Source organism: Vibrio tasmaniensis (assembly GCF_024347635.1).
Classification (GTDB): domain Bacteria; phylum Pseudomonadota; class Gammaproteobacteria; order Enterobacterales; family Vibrionaceae; genus Vibrio; species Vibrio tasmaniensis.
Genome location: NZ_AP025513.1, coordinates 51478 through 70565, shown reverse-complemented (window position 1 = coordinate 70565; position 19088 = coordinate 51478). Strand labels below are relative to the sequence as shown.

The window sequence follows — 19088 nt, the reverse complement described above, 5'->3', positions numbered from 1 at the left end:
ACACCTGAACACTGTTAATATGTACAACTGTACGTTCGAATAGTTGTAAGTATTTATAGGAAATACTATCTGGGGATGAGCAAAAAATCACTAAGCTAAAAGAGCCTTGTCCTCCAGGTGAGCGTTACGTTCTTGACCTACTTTCTATAATTGTAGATTATAAGTTTAGTTGAATATTGAGGTAATAAAGGCAGAGCATGGATATATCAAAAGGTGTTGTTTCTAAACTTAGAAATACTGTAGAGATCAGTAGTGGAGGTCATAACAATGGCGTCACGACTACCCATGTAACGATATTTCAAATCGATAAGCAACCAGTACAACTAAAATCTAGTGAAGCTATATTGATTGATGAAAATGATAATGTAGCAGTTGCGGGTAAGGTAAATAACGGCATCTTTAACGCCTATGCATATAAAAACAATACGACAGGTGTATCAGGTAACATCGGAATGCGGCTTCATCTCTTTTTTGGGATAGTTTTCCCTCTTGCTGGAGCGTATACAATAAATGTATTTTCAACTCCATTCTCTAGCCCTATGCCCAAACTCATTGGGGCTATCTTTATTGGAGCTGGCCTATATACGTTTTATAAAGGGATTCAAATCTCGAAAGCATCTAAGTTATTGCAATTGAAACGAAAGTCTTAGAGAAGTCCCTTTGATTTTATTCTGTGAATACAGAAAACCACGAGGGCTATTTTTGCTCACAATCAGCCCCAATACAACAATGAACCCTAAGTCGATTCAGTCCGTCAAAATTCTAGGTGATCACTGGCTCAAAATAGCGAGATGGAAACATTTCGCTATTTTTACAACCCAACTACGCTACACTGTAACATAATCGATATTCAGCAATTCCATATCAACTCTTCTTCTTCTTCTTTTGCTCAAGATCTGCGCAGATAAAATTAAATCCGCTGCCCTGTCACTTTTCAATTTCATGAGTCGCTATGCGACGAGTACCAGAACGCGCTCGCGTAGCGAGTAAGACACTTTCCAACCACTCCAGATGGAGCTTAATGTATCGATGAAGGTAACGGGTACGGAAATTGCCCTTCGCCTTGGTAGAATGCGCGAGCGAAGCGAGTAAGAGGTGCGTTGTTGGTTGATGTGACTCGTGTTTATTGTGGTGGTTCCACGAGACTCTACGTATATGCTCAAAAGTTTCCTGTCGAATGACAAAAGAAAGATCCAGCGCAGCCAGCGATGGCGTTGTTCTTTTTTAGTTCAGTTAAGCTTAATGCTGGCTGTGGGTATCATGGAGCGAAGCGACGGCTGTTGTAGGATCGATCAAGTTGGACTTGGGTATGTAACTGACGCGCTATCGCTTGTCGGCTTCACACCGGCTCTACATACAAGTATGTAGCAGTCAGCGTGAACCTTAACTTTCTATCTAATGTTTACTTAAATATTTATTTATATACGAAGTTTAACTACGGAGTACACATAACCGCAGTCCATTTTTTAGAGCCATCTTTGTGCTCTTTTCTTACACGCTTTTATTGCACTCCCTTTTGAAATTGACATAAAAAAGCGACTCAGAACGATCGGGAGGGGAGGGGGCTCAGGGTTAGACTCTGGTAAATACGAAGAATATTGGTGGATCTTTAACCAAAAATAGGCTTCGAACGTGCAAAAGCCTCCGCCGTTAAGCGGATACTTCTCTATAGCTAGTGCGGGGAAGGGGAGTAGTGAGGCGTTGCTGTGAACAGGTTAGCCACGTTCTTAGCAAAATCATTACAGCGCGTCGCGTTGTAGATCTCCTGAATACCAGAAGCAATGGTGCGGAAGTTTAGCCAGTCAAAACGCAAGCCTTTCTTTTCCATACGTTTGCGAGAGGCAATAATCAACTCACAAATATTAGGATAGCGCACCACTTTAATGTCTCTAAAGAAGGCTTCTGTAAATTGCTTATAAGCGGCTGCGCTGCGCACTGTACCTTCGGCATCATCGACGCACACATTAATGCGCTCACTGTACAAGTAAGTCGCACGTTGCAAGTATCGAATCACCTTAGCGAACGACTTCGGCGAAATATATTCGCCCCACCGTAGCGCGTAGTCTTCCTGCAGCTGATCATAGCTGATGGTTTTCAAACCGGCTTCCGTCGGCACACCGATACGGCCACCAATCAAATCCGTGTTCGGTAAGATACAAGCTAAAACTTTGGCGATCAGTGTTCGGCACTGGATGTTATTGATCGCCGCGCCGCCCCAAGCGAATAGGGCAGGGAAGCGCTGGGGATTATGGATAAACTCTTGGCACGCTTTCAAGATAAAAGCGTACTCGTGGGGAAGATTGACCACCTCACCACTACGAAGCAGACGTTGAGCCTTAAAACCGATCGCGTAATCGTCCTGGTTAAGTTCAACCTCGTGTTGAGCTGACTTAGGATTGAGCACTTCATGGTGCATCTCAATGAGTTCACGCTTACGTGCTTTACGCATCAAACGATACGCTTTGTCGTATTGGGATTTGGCTAACGCTGGCGCAAGGTTATCTGCAAACATGAGACTCGCCCTCTAAGCCATAACCGAGCCAGATCAAAGTGTGAGGATCTGATTCTAATGCGGTTACTACTGAGGTTTTGAGTCTGAGGGTCGCTTGCCATAGGCAAGACACAATGGGATTCTTCATATTTTGATTCCGATAGTTTTTGGGTTGTTTGGATTGAGAGTCCAAACAATGAGCTTTCAATTTACACAAGATCGCTAGAAAGATCAAATGCTTAAATTTCAGGCACAAAAAAGCCGTTCACTATCGGGAGAACGGCTGCTTTGCGAATGCTATCTAGTTAGGATCTCACCCCTAACACACTCTCAATTCTTAAAAAATACACTACATAGAAAACTATGTAGTAGCGTGCTATGTAATGCACTTTTCACTCTAAGAATCTAAGCAAAGTATAGCGCACTTACTTTATGAGTCTCAAGTCTTAAATCACACTTTCACAAAATCGTTTTACATAATGGACATTATACGTAGTTATATCAATAACTTACATGCCTTCATTATAATCTGTGATATCTAATCACATATTATACTTTATTTATATAAACTTGATAGTCCTTATATTTATTTAATCGCTTAATTCTTAGCCATGTCCTCACCACTTATCTAATTTTCCCCTTATTTTTCAACAACTTAAAATCATGCGCATTATGTCCATTATGTAAAATAAAGAAAAAAGTGAAACCGTTTTGAATAAGAAATTATCCGATTTAAAAGGTACGCACGTCAACGTGAAGCTCTCAGGCAAACATAACCAAATTCTAGATAGCTCAACGGCTCACAATAGCCGTACAAAACGCGCGGAAGCGCAAGCACGACTAGAGCATCACCTTGAGCTGTTCGGTGTGAACTGGGAAGTACCCAAAGATAAACCGTAATTTTTTCAAAAAAAAGATCCCCGAATGGGATCGCGAACATCAAAACGATGGTCAACTCGCTCTTTAACAACTTGCGCCATGAACGACTTCACACGGAACTTGTTTTTGTGTGGGTCACTCCGAGCAAACCAGTGACGGAGGACAGGAATTCACTGAAACAGACCTTATTGACCGCTACGGCGACCGGATGCATGACCTATAGATAATGGAAGGGCATAAGCTGGTATGGCTGAACTGTGTGAATGACCCGAAATGTGAATAAGCCCCGCCTATTGTCTCGGCGGTCAGGTAGAGACAATCTCCAAAGCCTATTTCTACAGTGGGCTTTGGAGAGAACCAAGATAAACCACGAAAAGGAGCAGCCCCATGAAATCAAAAATGACCGCCATTCAAGAGCTTAAGTTTTGGGTTGATGTCATCGAGCAAGCCGCTATCCCGGCCAACGGGAAGCGTTTAACATCAGACGAGCAAGCCGCGTTATCCCAAACGTATCGTGCTCTCGCACAAACCGCGCTCTACACCGCGGACAAAATGGAGAGCTCAGCGATACAAGGGTAGACAATATCAACTGAGCAATCACCCCACGTCCCGCTTTTCCATTCACTCGCTTTTGGCTGCAATAACGAGGCGAAGCCTCTTGTTGAGACAAAAGGAGTACCGCGTCAGCGGATAGGGTAAACACTTTTCAATGCTCACTGACCAGACATAGGTTTTGCCCCTGAAAACGGCATAGAAAACCGTCTGTTCACAGTCAAACTGTGAGTGATGCCACCACTTAAAAAACACTGAACTCACTGGGGAGTCAGTCTTGTTAGCGTCTCGCGCAGTCTATTGGCAGTAGGCTCAAAAAGAGCAAGCGTCCCATCCAAAATACTCTGTCTCCTATCGACCGTCAGTGAGCATTGAAAAGCGAAACCACGCCTTCTTGTCTATCCGGCAAGAAGATAACCAATAGAGGGGGAAACCCCTCCTTGACTCCACCATTAACACCCACTCGATAATTTTATCACTCAATAAGGAAACTCATTATGAAAACATGCACCCAACGCGCCCTCATGGTCGGTATTGGCGTTGCTGTCTCGACACTTTTTATCACTCAGCCCGCTCTGGCCGCTGATATCTTCGCGTCAGGTAAACAGGCGATGAAAGACACCGCTGGCAAAGGCTCTGCGGTTGAAACCGCCATGCTAGGAACCGGATTGGCGGGCGCGGTCATTACCGGATTGATGAGCCGTAACTGGTTTGCCGCCGTGGGCGGATTCATCGGTGGCTCAGTCTTGTGGAACGTGGGCGCGCCCCTTGTCGGCTTAGGCTAAGGCGCCGCCATGGAAGACCCTCATCAGTTTTTCTCTATCCCAAAACACATGAACAAAGGTCGCCGCTGGCTCGGCTTCCCTGTTGATGAAATCGCGCCAGCCTTCTTTATTTTCGGCCTCTCATTTTGGCTGAAACACGAAATGATAGGGCTGACGTTATCGATGGCTTGGTTTGGGGGGTTGCGTTACATCAAAGCGCAATACGGTGACAACATCATTACCCTGTCACTTTATTGGTGGGGGGCTTCCTTCATCAAGTCCACCCTTTTTAAGCGCACGCCCTCAGCCTGTCGCCGTTACTGGATTTTTTAAGGAGACACTTCCTCATGGACCCGTTTGTCAAACGGGATAAGCTGGCCGTCAAAAGCCTCCTCAATCTTTTTTTGAGTGCAGGCTTTCTTGTCATGCTTATCACGAACCTGGTGTTGGGTTACACCAGTTATCAAGCCCTGACCCACCAAAGCCGAACCTTAGTCCCCCCGACACTCTCTCAAGCCTTTACCATTTCAGACGGCGCGGTCGATGAGCCTTACCTTCAACAAATGGCTGATTACCTCCTCCACCTGAAACTCAACATTACGCCAGCCAGCGTTGGCCGTCAGTTTGGCTTGTTGCTTGACTATGTTGATGAAACCAGTTGGCACAGCGTACAACCTAAGCTGCTTCGTGAAGCCACGGTGATTAAAAAAGACAACATCAGCAGTCAATTTGCGGTCGAGGACGTCCGTATCTCCCTCGATACCCTCCAAGTACAGCTCTACGGCACACTCCAAAAGCACGTCGGCCAACGCGCCCTAGAGCCGGAGATGAAGTGGTATCAAGTTAACTTTAGCTACGAACAAGGCTCAATAGGTTTACTCTCCATTGAAGCCGTCGAGGTCAATACCGATGAATCTTAATCAACCCTTTTTTAACCCCTCAATGCGGTGGCGCTCCCTTTGTTTATCCATGGCGCTTTTGTTGACATGGCTCATCCCCCCTTTAGCCATAGCCGACAATGCCGCCATGGTCAGTTATGAGTTTGATGAAGGCGACACCATACCCTTGGCACTCTCTTCCATTAACGTGAACCGCTTGCTGGTCAAAAACGACCGCATTCTTTCTATAGTCTGCCCGAAAGGGTTTTGCACCTCGTCAGGCAACCAAAAAGACGCATCAGGCTCCATTGCACTAAAAATCAATATCGCCTTACCGTTCACTGCGCACCTGACCACAGAGAAAGGGCGGCTGTTCGCGCTGTTCATTACGCCTAAAGCGACCCCGTCTTTGGTCACAGAGTTTGTCTGGTCACAAAGCTACAAAGAGCAGCAAAGCCCGATAGCGCTTGTAGCCGATTACCCCGCGGCCATGACCGCGCTCACCAAAGCCATGATGCGCTCTGTCCATGACGGCGCGCCCATTGCGGGCTTTAAACGCCACGACGTTGACCCTAAAACGCTGCCTAAAGATGAAGCGGCATTAGCCATCATCCCTCAAACGGTCTTCGTTGGCCGTAATTACTCTGGGGTGGTTTATCAGCTCAAAAACCAAGGCCGCAGTGACCTATCGCTGACCACCGCGCAGTTCTACAGCGACTCTGCACGCTCAGCTGCGCTCGATGCCTATCAATTAAAACCAGGGCAAACCACCACGCTCTATCTCATCACCGGAGGAGGCGCCGCTCATGTTCGATAAACAAAAGGACGCAGTTGACCGCTTTAAGAAACGCACCTTTAAAGACACCGATGGGGACTTTTAAGACGGCGGCACAGTCAATGCGGTGACAAGAAAGCGCAATCGCACCATAACGTTCACGGTGTTGCTGATATTGGCCGCCATCGCATTCGTGGTCTGGCGATTCACGCAGCCTCCCCAAGCACCAAGCAACGTCAATCAAGACGTTGGCTTTGGCGCTATCGTCACCGACGATTTCACCGACAAGGACAACCAATCGGCCCTGACGTTTCAGCAAGATAAAATCAACCAAATCGAGCAAAGCTTAGTCAAGTTTGAGGGGACATTGAGCCGCTTTGGACAGAGCTTAACCTCTGAGTTAGAAAACATAAAAAAAGCCAATGAGCGTGATAATGCGTCACAACTGACAGAGCTTGAGCAAAAGATGCAACAAAAGCTCGATGAAGTGGACGCACTCAAAGTTCAGCTTGAGACGCAATTAGCCTCAGCCCTCAATACAGGCGACTCTTCCACTCAGCACAAGGGAGACAGTCAACAAGGCGGCACGTTTGGTCAATACAAATTGCCCCCAAGACCAGCGATGAATGGCAACATTGAAACCGCTAAGGTCAATGAGTTTCAGTATCAACAACAAGATGATGTGGCTTTTGGTGGGGATGCCTTTGATAGCTTTGAGTTTCATTGGCAAGCCAGTATCGAGGAGAAACAATCTCGCCGCACGACCGATAACTACGTACCAACCGGCACTTTTGTCACCGCAGTGATTACTGGAGGTGCGGATGCGAATGCGGGTGTGTCTGGACAAGGCGATACCTCCCCGATTGTCTTTCAAACCGTCAATCAAGGAATATTACCCAACGGTCAGCCCTCTAAACTCAAGGACTGCACCATCACAGGCGCGGTCTACGGGGAAATTTCATCCAGTCGCGGCGTGGCGCGCACCAACAGAATGAGCTGCATACAACCTAATGGGGATATCCTTGATATCCCCGTCAATGCGACCGTGTTTAACTTTGGGCGCAATGGCATTCGCGGCACAACCATCTTGAAAAACGGGAAAATCGTTCAAATGGCGGGCATTGCTGGAATATTGCAAGGCGTTGGGGATGCCGGTAAAGCGCTCGCCCAAACCACAACACCGACCGCGCTTGGTCCAAGTACCAGTGTTAACACCGACAAGATAGGGTTAAACCTGCTGGGCGGCGCCACCGAAAGCGTTGGCAGCAAGTTAGCGGACTACTACATCAAACTGGCGGAGCTCTACCACCCCATCGTGGAAGTCAACCCTGGCGCCATCGTCAATATTGTCTTTTTGGAAGGCTTTCCCTTAGACCCGCTACTGGCCGATGAATACGAAGCGCGCATTAATGAGCAGCGTGAGCACGTATCGAGCTCTAACCAGATACTCGATGTTATTACCAATGCTCCCGCCCTTCCACCCACCACTCAAACCGCCCCTATCAACCCATTAGCGCAAAAAATCACCCAACAAGGGTTAAGCAGCGTGGGCTTTGGGCGTGAGGAATAACCATGAATAGACAGTTTTTGTTTTCACTATCGATACTCCTAGGTCTGACCGGATGCAGCGCGGGCTTTGAGAGCGAATACAGTTGCGATAAGGTCGGCGGCGTTTCCGGATGCGTCACCATGAACGAGGTTCGAGACAACGTCTACGGCTATACCGGTGACAGCGGCATACCCACGGTTTCCCCTCAATCGCGTCTTGCCCCACCTTCCGCCTTTACCTTACTGCCAAGGCGCAATCGAGAGGGGGAGCCTGAGCGAAGCCAAGAAGACGTTAAAAAGCTCACCGTCTTCCCTTTCATCGACAAAGACAATCACTACATCGATACGATGGATGTTTACTTTGTCTTAGACGATAGTCGTTGGTCTGGGCGCCCTGCCCGCGAGATTTGGAAGGATTAACCATGATAAGAACACTCAAAAAAGTATTCATTGCCTTCTTAGTGTTATGGGGCGTATTCCTGAGCAGCGCCCTAGCACAAGTGGCGCAGTTCATCACCTCACACGATGACGCCAGAGACCAGGTTGTGGCGCGCTACATCGAGTCTCAGCCCGCCTTAGATACGCGCGTTATCCATCAAGCCGTCCAAGATTGCATGGCACCCCCTGAGATTAAAAATGAAGAAGAGGGCGTCCCCCTTCCCTCCCCAATCAAACCAAACCCATACCCCTGCTTGCAACAAAAGGGGCATCCTGAGCTTGCTCGCCGTCTCCAACTCAGTGATGAAGCGATGCAAAGTGTCAGCTGGCCATTGTCTGTGTTTTGGTAAAATAGAAAAGGAATACCCATGTTTTCTACCTCACGAAGTGGCTTGTCCGCCTTGTTCCAAGATGCCAAGCAAGCCCAAAACCACCTTCACCATGAATTACCGTATCGAGACTACGATCCCATTGAGCAAGTCTTTGATAACGTTCACTCACGCGGCTTTGGTTTTAAAATCAGCGTCCTTGGGGGCGCAAACGACGATTTGATTCAGTCATTAAGCCACCTCATGGGGGACTTGCCCGATGGGGATAAATGGGACTATCAAGTACAGCTGTTTGGTCATAACCGTGTCGCGCACTACTTAGAAGGCAATCAAGCGCTACTCAGTCAGCGAGGCGGTATCTGCCAGAAGATGGCCAACGATGACGCCATTTACGCCCACTACGCCGCGCAGCACGGTTATCTGCACAGACAAAAAAACAATCGCTTTGATTTGCGCGACTACGACGCGTTCTTTTTTGTCTCCACCACGGAAAAAGACCCGCAAGAGCTGCTGGATGCGCGAATGACGCTAGAGACAGGACTCGCGCAGCTGGGGTTTGATTTACTGCCCGTAACACCTGAGATGTTGCTCACTGGTGTGGGGGATATCTTAAACTTTGATAAGCGCCAAGACAGGCCAAAGGAAAAAAGCTACAACCCATTAGAGCCTTTGAACCTGCAAGCGTTATCTCCCGATACCGAAGCGTTAACCCATCGTGGTCATATCGCCACCCGTCATACCAATGACCAAGGGGAAGAGGTACGCACACGCTTGGTTCATTTGGGGCTTTCTCGATTGCCTGGTGATTATCGCTTGTACGCCTTACCCGAGGCTTTCTCTTCTATCCGCAACGTATCGCGTAACATCACTTGCCCGCATCGCGTGACCTTGAGTTTTCGTAACGAGCCAACCGGTAAGCAGAATGCAGATAACGATAATAAGATAAAAGACCTAACCAAGACGGTGAACAGCCAAATGGCGATACTCGCGCCCATGGCTGAAGATGAACTCAAAGAGCGTAAGGCCTTGCAAAAAGGCCTGTTGTCTAAAGAGTTTACTATCGCGTCTATGGTACTCACCGTCTCACTGCTGACCGACAAAACCCGTCAGAAAAAAGACACTCAAGCGGCGAAGGAGTCATTTGGCAATGCAGGTCTTGATATCATTCCACTGAAAATGAATCAACCCCAAGCGCTGCTCTCCACCTTGCCTTTTATGATGAGTGAAGGGTTATGGGGCGATTGCAAAAAAGCCGGCCGCGTTCGCACGTTTAAAAGTTCTAATTTAGTGAATCTCTTTCCGCTTATCATGGACTTTAGCCAGCTCAAAGGGGGCGTACTCCTACCCACGATGCGCCAACAAATCTCGTTCTTTAACCCTTTCACCTGTGGCAGTGATAACCAAAACATCGCCCTGACGGGAGGCTCAGGCGCTGGGAAAAGCTTTCTGGTTCAAGAAATCGCGGAAACGGTGTACGCCATGGGCGGTAAAGTGTGGATCCTCGATAAAGGCGCCAGCTACAAAAAATTGACGCTCAGCCTTGGGGGAACCTACATGACCCACGCTAATATCTTCTTAAACCCGTTCACCCATTTAGGCGCCATGCAAAATGCGGAGTTTGAGTTTGTGGACGATGACGGTAGACCCGTTGACCCCATGATGGAAGCGCTCGATAACATCACCGCGTTGTTCGCCACCATTGCGTCGCCCTACACGCCACTGACGGCCTTTCAACAAAGCGTACTCGGCGATGCGATAGTGACGGCGTGGGAATCTAAAGGCAATCAAGCCTTAGTGGATGATGTCAGAGACGCCTTGATTGAGATTGCGGGAGAGGAAGGCGACCGACGCATCAAAGACATTGCGGTGCAACTGAAAAAGTTCTGCACCGATGGTATGTATAAAGACGTGTTTAACAAGCCCTCCATGCTCGACCCAAACGTTGAATTTACGACGTTGGAGTTGGATGGGTTCCCGCCTGCGGTGCTTAGACCGGTCATTTTTGCGCTGATGGTGTCGATTAACCAGCAGATGTACCTTTCAGGCTCTCGCTCTACGCCTAAGATGTGCATCATCGAAGAGGCCTGGAGCCTGCTTTCTGGGGCGAACGAGCAAGCGAGGGAGTTCATCAACACCGGCTATCGCACCGCCCGCAAGTTCGGCGGCGCTTTTTGCACGGTGACTCAAGGGATTGAGGATTTCTTTAGCAGCGAGGAAGCCAAAGCCTGCTACAACAACTCCGATATCCACATCATTCTTCGTCAAGGCGAAGGGTTTGATAAATACCTAGCCCAAAACCCCGATGCCTTCTCACCGTTTGAGCAGCGCATCATTAAAAGCTTCGCCCCCTCTGCAGAAGCCGGATACAGCAGCGCGCGTATCAAGGCAGGCGGCCATGTCACCTACCACCGCTTTTTCGCCTCTCCGGTGAAACGCGCCATGTTCTCAACCGAGCCAAAGGAGTTTGAGTATTGTGAAAATCTCTATAAACAAGGTCAATCGCTGGAGCGCGCCATTGAGCAAACCTCCATGCACTTTTATGGCAAAGAAATTGACGCCTTTAATCAAGCCATTGGGGCAAGCGCTTAAATCACCGCTTTTGCTTTTGGTGGCAGGGCTTGCCGCAACCAGTGCCGATGGAAAGCACCTAGGGCAAGTCGCCCCGGTCTTCCCTATCGGTGAAATCGACATGCTGGAGTGGATACATCAGAGACTGAAAGGGTTTGAGGCCAGTGGCCAATTGGCGGACATGCAAAACGAGTTCACGGAGCGCGTACAACAAAGCATTGAAAATCCACCGCCCGTTGAAGGGTTAACCACCACAACCAGCCCCCGCACCTTTTACGTTGACCCAAGCATCACTATCCCTAAAGACATCATCGCCCCCACGACGGGGGCAGTGATAGCCAAGGCGGGTACTAGGGTGAACCCCTTTGACAGTCGCACTTGGCCAAAGGTCGGCGGTCAAGACGTTCTACCACAATTTGAACTCAGTAAGGTGCTGGTCTTTTTGGATGCCAGAGACGCGCAGCAACGAAGGTTTGCCAGCGAGTATCAAAACGCCAAGCCAATCAAGTGGATACTGACGGGAGGCAGCCCGAATAAAATGGCGACCTTATTGGATGCAAGAATGTATTTTTCGCAGCAAGGCCACTTAACCCAATCGCTTAACATCACTCACGTCCCTGCCATTGCCTACCAATACGGTACGCGCTGGCGCATCGATGAGGTGAACGTATCAGGCTTGCAACCCTTGGAGATAGAGTAATGGCAACCCAAAAACGATGGAAAGGATTTTGCTGTGACATGGTATTCATGTTGATTGAATTGCTCAACAACATAAAGGCGTTATTGTTTGAATTTCTGATAGCCCCCATCATTCAATACAGACAGCCTTACCATGTTATAGACAAGCACATCAAAGCCGCCGTCCAGCAATTAAACGCCATTGATGGCGTTGAAACTATCGCTTCTTGCCATGGTCACTTGTACGGGCACATTGAACCCCCCTATGTCTACTTTAAAGCACCTGTACACATAGCCATTCATCTGCATCAACACCTTTGGTGTATGGCTCAATTTAAGGCTATTCCCTGGGTGATTGAAGGGAAATTCAACCAAGAATGTGAGTTATGCTTTCGGCTGACAAGCCCACCTTACGATAAAGCCTACCACTACTTTTTCTCACGCCTCTGGCGATACGGATACCAAAGACGTGAGCTTGAGCAATCCATGCGTGAGCTAGCCTATGAAATTGAAGTCGCCAGCCGCTCTCTTAAGAGCAAAATAAACGAAAACGCCAATAGCAACTCAAGAACGCCCGCGCTAACGCATCGATGATATCGTTCTCTTGTGCCGTTCTCATTGACTTACTACCTTGGGTATCATCGTGAGAAAGCCGATAAAGAACTTGCGCAGTTAGCCCAACTCCTCTCAACGATAGGGGAAATCAAAGTAACCTAACAACGTCACTTTGGATAATGAGCGTCTTCTTGATCATGCTTCCATCGTCACTTCTTTTTCTATTCACCAAGCTCGCTTTTGGCTGCGATAACGAGGCGAAGCCTCTTGTCGAGACAAAAGGAGCACCACGCCACGCGTGGAAAAAGGACACCGCCATGACGCAACGATACTTTCGTTTACTGCTGTACTGCCTGTTAATTTTTATTGCGCCATCCACCCTAGCCGCCAGCGCAGCCTGTAAAAGCCGTTTTATTAACCCCATCACCGATATTTGTTGGGATTGCTTGTTCCCGATGACCATAGGCTCAGCCACGGTCATGCCGTCCAAATATCCAGACACCAACAACCCCACAATGCCCATTTCTTATTGCCCAAAACCGCCACCTATCTTTATGCAAATAGGCGTGAACATTGGCTATTGGGAGCCTTATGCCTTAACCGATATCACGCGCGTCCCTTACTGCATGGTGAACATGGGCGTGCAAATGTCAGGCGCCAACACTCAGCGTATCGGTGGGCGCGTTACCGCCAGAGAGAGTGACAGCAGTGACGGCGGCTTTTATCACGCCCATTGGTATAAGTACCCGGTCATTTATTGGCTGCAACTGATGCAATCGACCGCTTGCATGGCCACCGATGTGTTTGATGTGGCCTACATGACAGAGATTGACCCGCTTTGGGACGACGATGAGTTATCACTCATCCTCAACCCCGAAGCGTTACTGTTTGGTAATCTGGCCGCGCAGTTGGCTTGCGTGCCCGAAGCCATGTTGACCTCTGCGAACGTTGCCTTGCCTATTGATGCGCTATTTTGGTGTTTAGGCTCACAAGGCAGTGCTTATCCACTGACTGGCACCACCAACTATCGAGACACGCCCATTCAAGCGGCGACACTCTTAATGGAGAAGCTCAACTACAAGCTGCATCGACAAGGGATAATCTGGGAGACGCGCGGTGAAGACGGCGCGATTTGTTATCAATACCCCGATCCTATTTTGCCAAAATCCCGTTATCGATATCAAATGTCGGGGCCAATTCCCGATGCCGCTTGGTGTCACCCGTACACCACGACCACCACACTCTGGGAAGCCGGTCATGACAATCCAGTGACAGGGGATAATTTTGGTTTTGTACAATGGCGAAAGCGCAATTGTGTATTTTTATAAGGTGACGTGATGATGTCCACTCCTACCCACAAAAACGAGACTGACCTATTTATTGCCAGTCACCATGACTCCCTGAGCGATTTTTTAAAAACAGACCTCGCCAACAACAAGCACATTTACTGCTGTTTCCCGCTCTCGCAGTTTTGCTTCTCGTTTTGCCGCGACCTCAATGCTCGCCAGGTGAAGTCAATCAGCTTCCAAAACGCTCACACCCTCTACCCACCCTTTCAGCGGCCATCATAACGAGGTAACTATGACCCTTTTATCTTTTGAGAGCGCCTTTCGGCGCTCTTTTGTTTTTCTGTGTTGTTTCATTGCCTTACCCATCCAAGCTTACACAGAGCAAGAGCTCAAAGCCTTTGCCAAGCTTGAGCAAGACCTAGCCTCGCAGCCAGAGACAGCAAAACCATGGGACACAGACGGCATACAAAACCAAGCCCATACTTATCGAGAAGAAGCGCTGACGCTCAGCCGCAATGTTCAAGATTTGATCAAAGAAGAGAGCCTTTCTCCTTTATTGGGAATACAAAAGCCCACACGCAACCCTGACCAAGCCCCAAAAGGGGTGATGGTGTTTGTTTCACTCACCATGCCAACGACCGCGCTCAAGCAACTTTTGATGCAAAGTGAGCACTTAGGCGTGCCACTGGTGATACGCGGCGTCTTACCCCAAGGCTTTCCAGCCACGGCTAAGCGCATTGAGTCATTAATACGCTCACCCAATAAGGCGCCCATTCAAAGCGGCTTTTCAATAAGTCCCGATTGGTTTAAGCAATTTGATATTCAGCGCGTACCGGCGTTTGTTTCCGTCAAACAAGACCGCTGCTTACCCAAACAGCCTTGCAACGCCACGGACTACGATATCCTTTACGGTAATATCTCGCTCTACCAAGCTCTGGATTACCTCGCCACGGGCGATGCGCAACAAAACGTTCACCCGCTGCTGCGTACTCTCTATTCTCAATAACCCTCTATCACCACAACTTTTGATGAGGAGCTTCTTATGCGGATTTATGTCCAGGCTGTGCTCACGCTCAGTCTTTTTTCTACGCTCGCACTGGCGAACGAGCAACAGACCTTTACCGACAGCGCAAATTGGGCGAAACAAGCAGCCGGTCAAGCGCTCACACCCAATGCCCTCCCCCTCAACATCGATGACTATTGCAAAGACGCGGCGTGTCGAGAAGAGAGGCGAAACCCAAAACAATCCAAGCTATCAGACAGTGATATCAACACCCAAAAGGGGACAGAGTTTGTGACTAACGGATTGGCCCAAGACATCAACGCCAACTTCAATAAAGGGCGACCGGATGTAAAAAACGATCCGGCAATGCAATTTGCCTTACTTGGCCAAGAGAATGCGTTTGAAGTCACCCATGGCATTTCGAATGCCTACGTGGATTGTGACAACGCAACACAGTGCGTCATCGATTACATTCCCAAGCAGTGCCAAAAACCAACCTATAATTCTGTCCCTTGCACTAAAATCCCTATCTTTACCCCACACACCTCTGCTGTAATTTATAGTTGCCCATCCGGTTGGTCACGTAATGGTATGGTTTGTAAAAAAATCACTCAAGAATGTCGTTATGACTCTAGAAATTATGTTGAGCGTAGCTGTGGTGATTACTCTTTTCACTGGCAAGGCGCAGGATTTGGCTTTTGGAAAAGCGGCCATTCTCGTTATCGATCAGAACAGGCATGTGGTCGAGAGAACGGCACGGATTACCGCGAAAAGTATCAAATATGTGGACGCATTGAACACAGCCAACCCGTCAAACTTTCATGCCGATCAGGCTATACCCTTTCGGGCGGTAACTGCGTCAAAAACACACTGACTTGGAGAACACAATGCACCTTATTAAAAGAGTGCAAGGTCATCTCTCAAACTTGTGTCGAAGGCCGCTCTACTCGCACTATCAATGGCGTCCCTACCACGCTTAACTGTTGGAAATACCAGGTTAACCATCAATGTGACCGACCTGACACCTGCGCTGTGCTCCCGAAAGACTGCACGACTCAAGCTCAACATTGCAGCCTCAAACAAAACGGGGTGTGCATCGAGCATGAGGTCACGAAGAAGTGTGCTGAGAAGACCTGCAGAGCCACGAACATGCAGTGTGGTGAGCAATCTTTCTGTCTTGATGGGGAGTGCTATGTACCCGAGCCTAAACTTAACGGTAACTTTGATAAGTCCGTCGCCGCGCTAGCCGGGCTTGCCGAAGCGGTAAAAGATGTGGGCGACCCACCTAAAATATTCACGGGTAAGCCAATGAAATGCAGTAAGAAGCTCGCGGGGTTTAACGACTGTTGTAAAGACTCAGGATGGGGGCAAGGCTTAGGAGCAAAATGCAGCGAAGCGGAAGAAGCGCTCGGTGAAGCCAAAGAGAAAGGCTTAACCCTATACGTGGGGCAATACTGCGCCAAGAAAGTTCTGGGTGTCTGCACTCGTAAAAAACGCAGTTACTGCGTTTACGACAACAAGCTTGCTAAAATCATCCAAGAGCAAGGCTCTATTCAACAACTGGGTAAACGATTAGGCAGTGCCAAAAACCCCACTTGCGCCGCCATTACGCCCGAAGAGCTAGGACAAATTAACTTTGAATACATTGATTTTAAAGAGTTCTACCCAGACATGCACGACAACACCAACCTTCCCAACTTTGATGAAATCAAGAAACGCCTTCAAAGTGCCACGGGGGGATAGCAAACGATTCGAGACAAAAGGACACACACCATGACACCCAAACGTACTCACCAACTGACTCACGCCTTGCAGCAAGCCATCAGCCTAATGCACATCGCTGTGCTGATGCTTGCACTGCTGGCCTCGATTTTTACTTGCCTCTTGGCCATCCACATCACAACGCTGACACCAGAGCAATTGGACGCGATGTCTCTTGCTTCGCTTCACTCGGCCATGACAAACACTTGGCAGCTTAGCATGAACATTACGCTATACGGTCTACTATTCTATGTCGCAGTGAAAGTCATGCACTCAACGCTGCAAACACGTTTTAACGCAATGCCGACTTCCTACGTGCGAGCAGGAAACCATAAAAATCAAGATAACGAACACCCTCACAACTAAAAAGGAAATCACATGAAAAACTTTATCCAGCGCCACCGCTCCACACTATCACTACTTGTTAACCACCTCATTCAAACGCCCGCGGTATTACTGCTTGTCATCGCTGCCTATGTTTTAGCAACTGACATCCATTTTAATTACAACCAAGGATCAGTCACGGCCGTGACAGAAGCTGCGTGGCTTGGTAAAGCCGAGAAAGGGCAGATACGTATTTTTGAATGCACCGATGGAACACCGATTGATAGAGCAAGCATCGTAGGTAATGCCAACCCTTGTCCAAATTCGGAAGTAAAAACCACCTCAATAGCCGACTCTGCACGTGTGACCACACAGCGCGAAAGAGAGCAGATAGGGCTGCTTTATTTGAGTTTGGTAATTTTCAGTTTATTTGTAACCAGCTTATTTAGCGTTTGCGACCACATCAGAGCAAAGTATGGCAAGCGCTCAAGACAGGTGACCAATCAGTACAACAAAGGATCAACGCAACAAACTAAGACTGATGAAGACAATAAGACAATGGAGGAAGGTAAGAAGGTAGAGCAGTAAGGAAATACGCTCTTATCGCTAAGCCATGGAAATCTGGCGATAAGAGCGATTAATAAATATATCAAAATTAAGCAAACCCTCTACTTTGCAAGAACACTAGAGCAAAAAGTAAAGGGAAAAGCACCCAAACACCTGAATCGATTGCAGCCGCCCACAACTCCATAATTCAAATCTCGCTGATTAAATAAACACAATCAATATGAAGATAAAGTAGACCATGAACAATCTAGAGACTCGAAAAAGAGAATTTAATCCCAAAATAAAGGAGCAAATCTGCGGGCTTGGTGAACGACTTCGCATTGCCATTGCTCCGATGTCGCAACGAGCCTTTGCGAAAGCTTGGAAAGGTGCAGGCTCATTTGTCAGCATCAACAACTATGTAAATGGCAAAAGCACTCCTGGCATTCACGACTTAATCGCCATAGCACAACTGGCAAATGTAGATATCCTTTGGTTATTAACAGGTCAGAACTACACCGATAACCACTGGCTTCAATCCAACCAATGCGTCGAACTTTGCTTAGACGATGCGATGAGCCCAACGCTATCTATCAATACGCCGGTAGTTCTTGAAAAACTCACACCAGATAGCCACCTCCCCAACGGTATTTATTGCTTGGATAGCTCGCAAGGTCGGATATTTAGACGATTGCAGTGGGATGAAGAAAAACAAGGATTCTGGCTACTTTGCGATAACGAAAGATTCAAGCCTCAATTCTGCCAATCACCGCAAATTGTAGGAAAAGCCATAAGCGCACTGTCACCCATTACTTAAACACTCTGCCGCATTTCATCGAGGTCTATAATGATGAAAAAATCTCTGCTTTACGTCATTACCCTAACGCTGCTTGCCCCTCTGCCTTCTGCTCTCGCCAATGATGCCCCACCAGGGTGGCGATGGTACAACGAGCCAAGACCAGCACCTAAAACGCCCAAACCTAAACCGCTGCCAAGCAACACGCAAACCACAGTATCAAGCCCTAAAACCTTGTCAGCCACCGAGCAAATGGACTGGTTTCATTCGGTGCATATTGAGGCGCAAAACGACGCGGCCATTCATCCCAAAGATAAAGACAAGCTCGCGAAATTTTTAGCGTTAAATCACTTTATCACGGACCAAACCGACCAATTAGGCATGACCTTTAAAGCATTGTTGCTCGAAAGACCTGAGTTCTCTTACACCAAAGACCACCCAACAGAACAAGCCGCAAGACAGGTGTATTTAGAACTGGAAGATAAGAAGAAAACCGACGCGGTTGAAAAGATGAAACAAGACGGATGGGGGTTTTTCTTTGTCTATGAAGGTAAAGATACGCTCAGCCAGCAACTCGCCCCGTCCATTCAAGCGTTTGCTGACCAATATCATTTTGAGTTATTGGGTATCAGCAATGATGATACTTTCATCACTAACCTCAAAGAAAACCGTCATAACCAAGGTAAAGTCTCGGTGCCTTTTACACCGGCATTAATTTTGGTGCACCCAAGCACTGGAGAGATGAAGCCGCTGGCGTACGGCTGGATAAGTCAAAATGATTTAGTGGGTCGCTTTTACAACGTCGCGACCAACTTTGAGCAATCGGATTTTTAAAGTCACTCAATCCCTGCTGAACCACCCTACCGGGTTCATTATCACATTTCTGATCTCATCCATTACGTTAATTCACTCTA

At 48.0% G+C, this 19088-nt stretch carries 21 protein-coding genes and 1 pseudogene; 20 read left to right on the top strand and 2 right to left on the bottom strand.

Annotation, left to right across the window (positions count from 1 at the left end; all coding sequences use genetic code 11):
- Positions 1-197 precede the first annotated feature (197 nt).
- Positions 198-650, top strand: coding sequence for a hypothetical protein (locus tag OCV44_RS21970; RefSeq protein ID WP_139686295.1), 453 nt, complete (start codon positions 198-200; stop codon positions 648-650).
- A 300-nt stretch (positions 651-950) separates the two neighbouring features.
- On the opposite strand, the gene OCV44_RS21965 is transcribed toward OCV44_RS21970, so the two are convergent.
- On the bottom strand, positions 951-1163 hold the full coding sequence (locus tag OCV44_RS21965; RefSeq protein ID WP_139686294.1) for a hypothetical protein: 213 nt from the start codon (positions 1161-1163) through the stop codon (positions 951-953).
- A gap of 509 nt (positions 1164-1672) precedes the next feature.
- Positions 1673-2512: a hypothetical protein gene (locus OCV44_RS21960; RefSeq protein WP_261900968.1), complete on the bottom strand. Its 840-nt coding sequence runs from the start codon at positions 2510-2512 to the stop codon at positions 1673-1675.
- 690 nt (positions 2513-3202) lie between these two features.
- Here OCV44_RS21960 and OCV44_RS21955 point away from each other — a divergent pair.
- The 19 genes and pseudogenes from OCV44_RS21955 to traF all read left to right on the top strand — a co-directional run bounded on the left by OCV44_RS21955 (position 3203) and on the right by traF (position 19008).
- Positions 3203-3391, top strand: a complete 189-nt coding sequence (locus OCV44_RS21955) for a TraY domain-containing protein (protein WP_139686308.1) — start codon at positions 3203-3205, stop codon at positions 3389-3391.
- A gap of 366 nt (positions 3392-3757) precedes the next feature.
- Positions 3758-3949, top strand: coding sequence for a hypothetical protein (locus OCV44_RS21950; RefSeq protein ID WP_139686309.1), 192 nt, complete (start codon positions 3758-3760; stop codon positions 3947-3949).
- 470 nt (positions 3950-4419) lie between these two features.
- Positions 4420-4707, top strand: a complete 288-nt coding sequence (traA, locus tag OCV44_RS21945) for a type IV conjugative transfer system pilin TraA (RefSeq protein ID WP_139686310.1) — start codon at positions 4420-4422, stop codon at positions 4705-4707.
- Positions 4708-4716: 9 nt separating this feature from the next.
- Entirely contained in the window at positions 4717-5019 is a 303-nt protein-coding gene (traL, locus tag OCV44_RS21940; RefSeq protein WP_249633851.1) for a type IV conjugative transfer system protein TraL, read from the top strand.
- 14 nt (positions 5020-5033) lie between these two features.
- Positions 5034-5606, top strand: a complete 573-nt coding sequence (gene traE, locus OCV44_RS21935; protein ID WP_261900967.1) for a type IV conjugative transfer system protein TraE — start codon at positions 5034-5036, stop codon at positions 5604-5606.
- Positions 5596-6381: a type-F conjugative transfer system secretin TraK gene (gene traK, locus OCV44_RS21930; RefSeq protein WP_261900966.1), complete on the top strand. Its 786-nt coding sequence runs from the start codon at positions 5596-5598 to the stop codon at positions 6379-6381. The genes traE and traK overlap by 11 nt, the downstream gene beginning before the upstream one ends.
- Positions 6371-7909, top strand: a pseudogene (locus OCV44_RS21925) (TrbI/VirB10 family protein). Before traK ends, OCV44_RS21925 begins: the two are co-directional and overlap by 11 nt.
- Before the next feature lie 2 nt (positions 7910-7911).
- Entirely contained in the window at positions 7912-8307 is a 396-nt protein-coding gene (gene traV, locus OCV44_RS21920) for a type IV conjugative transfer system lipoprotein TraV (protein WP_139686280.1), read from the top strand.
- Between the two features lie 2 nt (positions 8308-8309).
- Positions 8310-8675: a hypothetical protein gene (locus OCV44_RS21915; protein ID WP_139686279.1), complete on the top strand. Its 366-nt coding sequence runs from the start codon at positions 8310-8312 to the stop codon at positions 8673-8675.
- An 18-nt stretch (positions 8676-8693) separates the two neighbouring features.
- Positions 8694-11243, top strand: a complete 2550-nt coding sequence (gene traC / locus OCV44_RS21910; RefSeq protein ID WP_261900965.1) for a type IV secretion system protein TraC — start codon at positions 8694-8696, stop codon at positions 11241-11243.
- The gene (traW, locus tag OCV44_RS21905; protein ID WP_139686148.1) at positions 11194-11922 is read left to right on the top strand and encodes a type-F conjugative transfer system protein TraW; all 729 of its coding nucleotides are present in this window, start codon (positions 11194-11196) and stop codon (positions 11920-11922) included. Before traC ends, traW begins: the two co-directional genes overlap by 50 nt.
- Complete coding sequence (locus OCV44_RS21900) at positions 11922-12494, top strand: hypothetical protein (protein WP_139686149.1); 573 nt, start codon at positions 11922-11924, stop codon at positions 12492-12494. Before traW ends, OCV44_RS21900 begins: the two co-directional genes overlap by 1 nt.
- A 278-nt stretch (positions 12495-12772) precedes the next feature.
- Complete coding sequence (gene traU / locus OCV44_RS21895; RefSeq protein WP_211349784.1) at positions 12773-13783, top strand: conjugal transfer pilus assembly protein TraU; 1011 nt, start codon at positions 12773-12775, stop codon at positions 13781-13783.
- Positions 13784-14036: 253 nt separating this feature from the next.
- On the top strand, positions 14037-14750 hold the full coding sequence (gene trbC / locus OCV44_RS21890; RefSeq protein ID WP_139686151.1) for a type-F conjugative transfer system pilin assembly protein TrbC: 714 nt from the start codon (positions 14037-14039) through the stop codon (positions 14748-14750).
- Between the two features lie 36 nt (positions 14751-14786).
- Positions 14787-16490, top strand: a complete 1704-nt coding sequence (traN, locus tag OCV44_RS21885) for a type-F conjugative transfer system mating-pair stabilization protein TraN (RefSeq protein ID WP_139686152.1) — start codon at positions 14787-14789, stop codon at positions 16488-16490.
- A gap of 30 nt (positions 16491-16520) precedes the next feature.
- Entirely contained in the window at positions 16521-16874 is a 354-nt protein-coding gene (locus tag OCV44_RS21880; protein ID WP_139686153.1) for a hypothetical protein, read from the top strand.
- 12 nt (positions 16875-16886) lie between these two features.
- Entirely contained in the window at positions 16887-17420 is a 534-nt protein-coding gene (locus OCV44_RS21875; protein WP_139686154.1) for a hypothetical protein, read from the top strand.
- Positions 17421-17637: 217 nt separating this feature from the next.
- Complete coding sequence (locus OCV44_RS21870) at positions 17638-18195, top strand: hypothetical protein (RefSeq protein WP_246091851.1); 558 nt, start codon at positions 17638-17640, stop codon at positions 18193-18195.
- A 33-nt stretch (positions 18196-18228) separates the two neighbouring features.
- Positions 18229-19008, top strand: a complete 780-nt coding sequence (traF, locus tag OCV44_RS21865) for a type-F conjugative transfer system pilin assembly protein TraF (protein WP_139686157.1) — start codon at positions 18229-18231, stop codon at positions 19006-19008.
- Positions 19009-19088 lie beyond the last annotated feature (80 nt).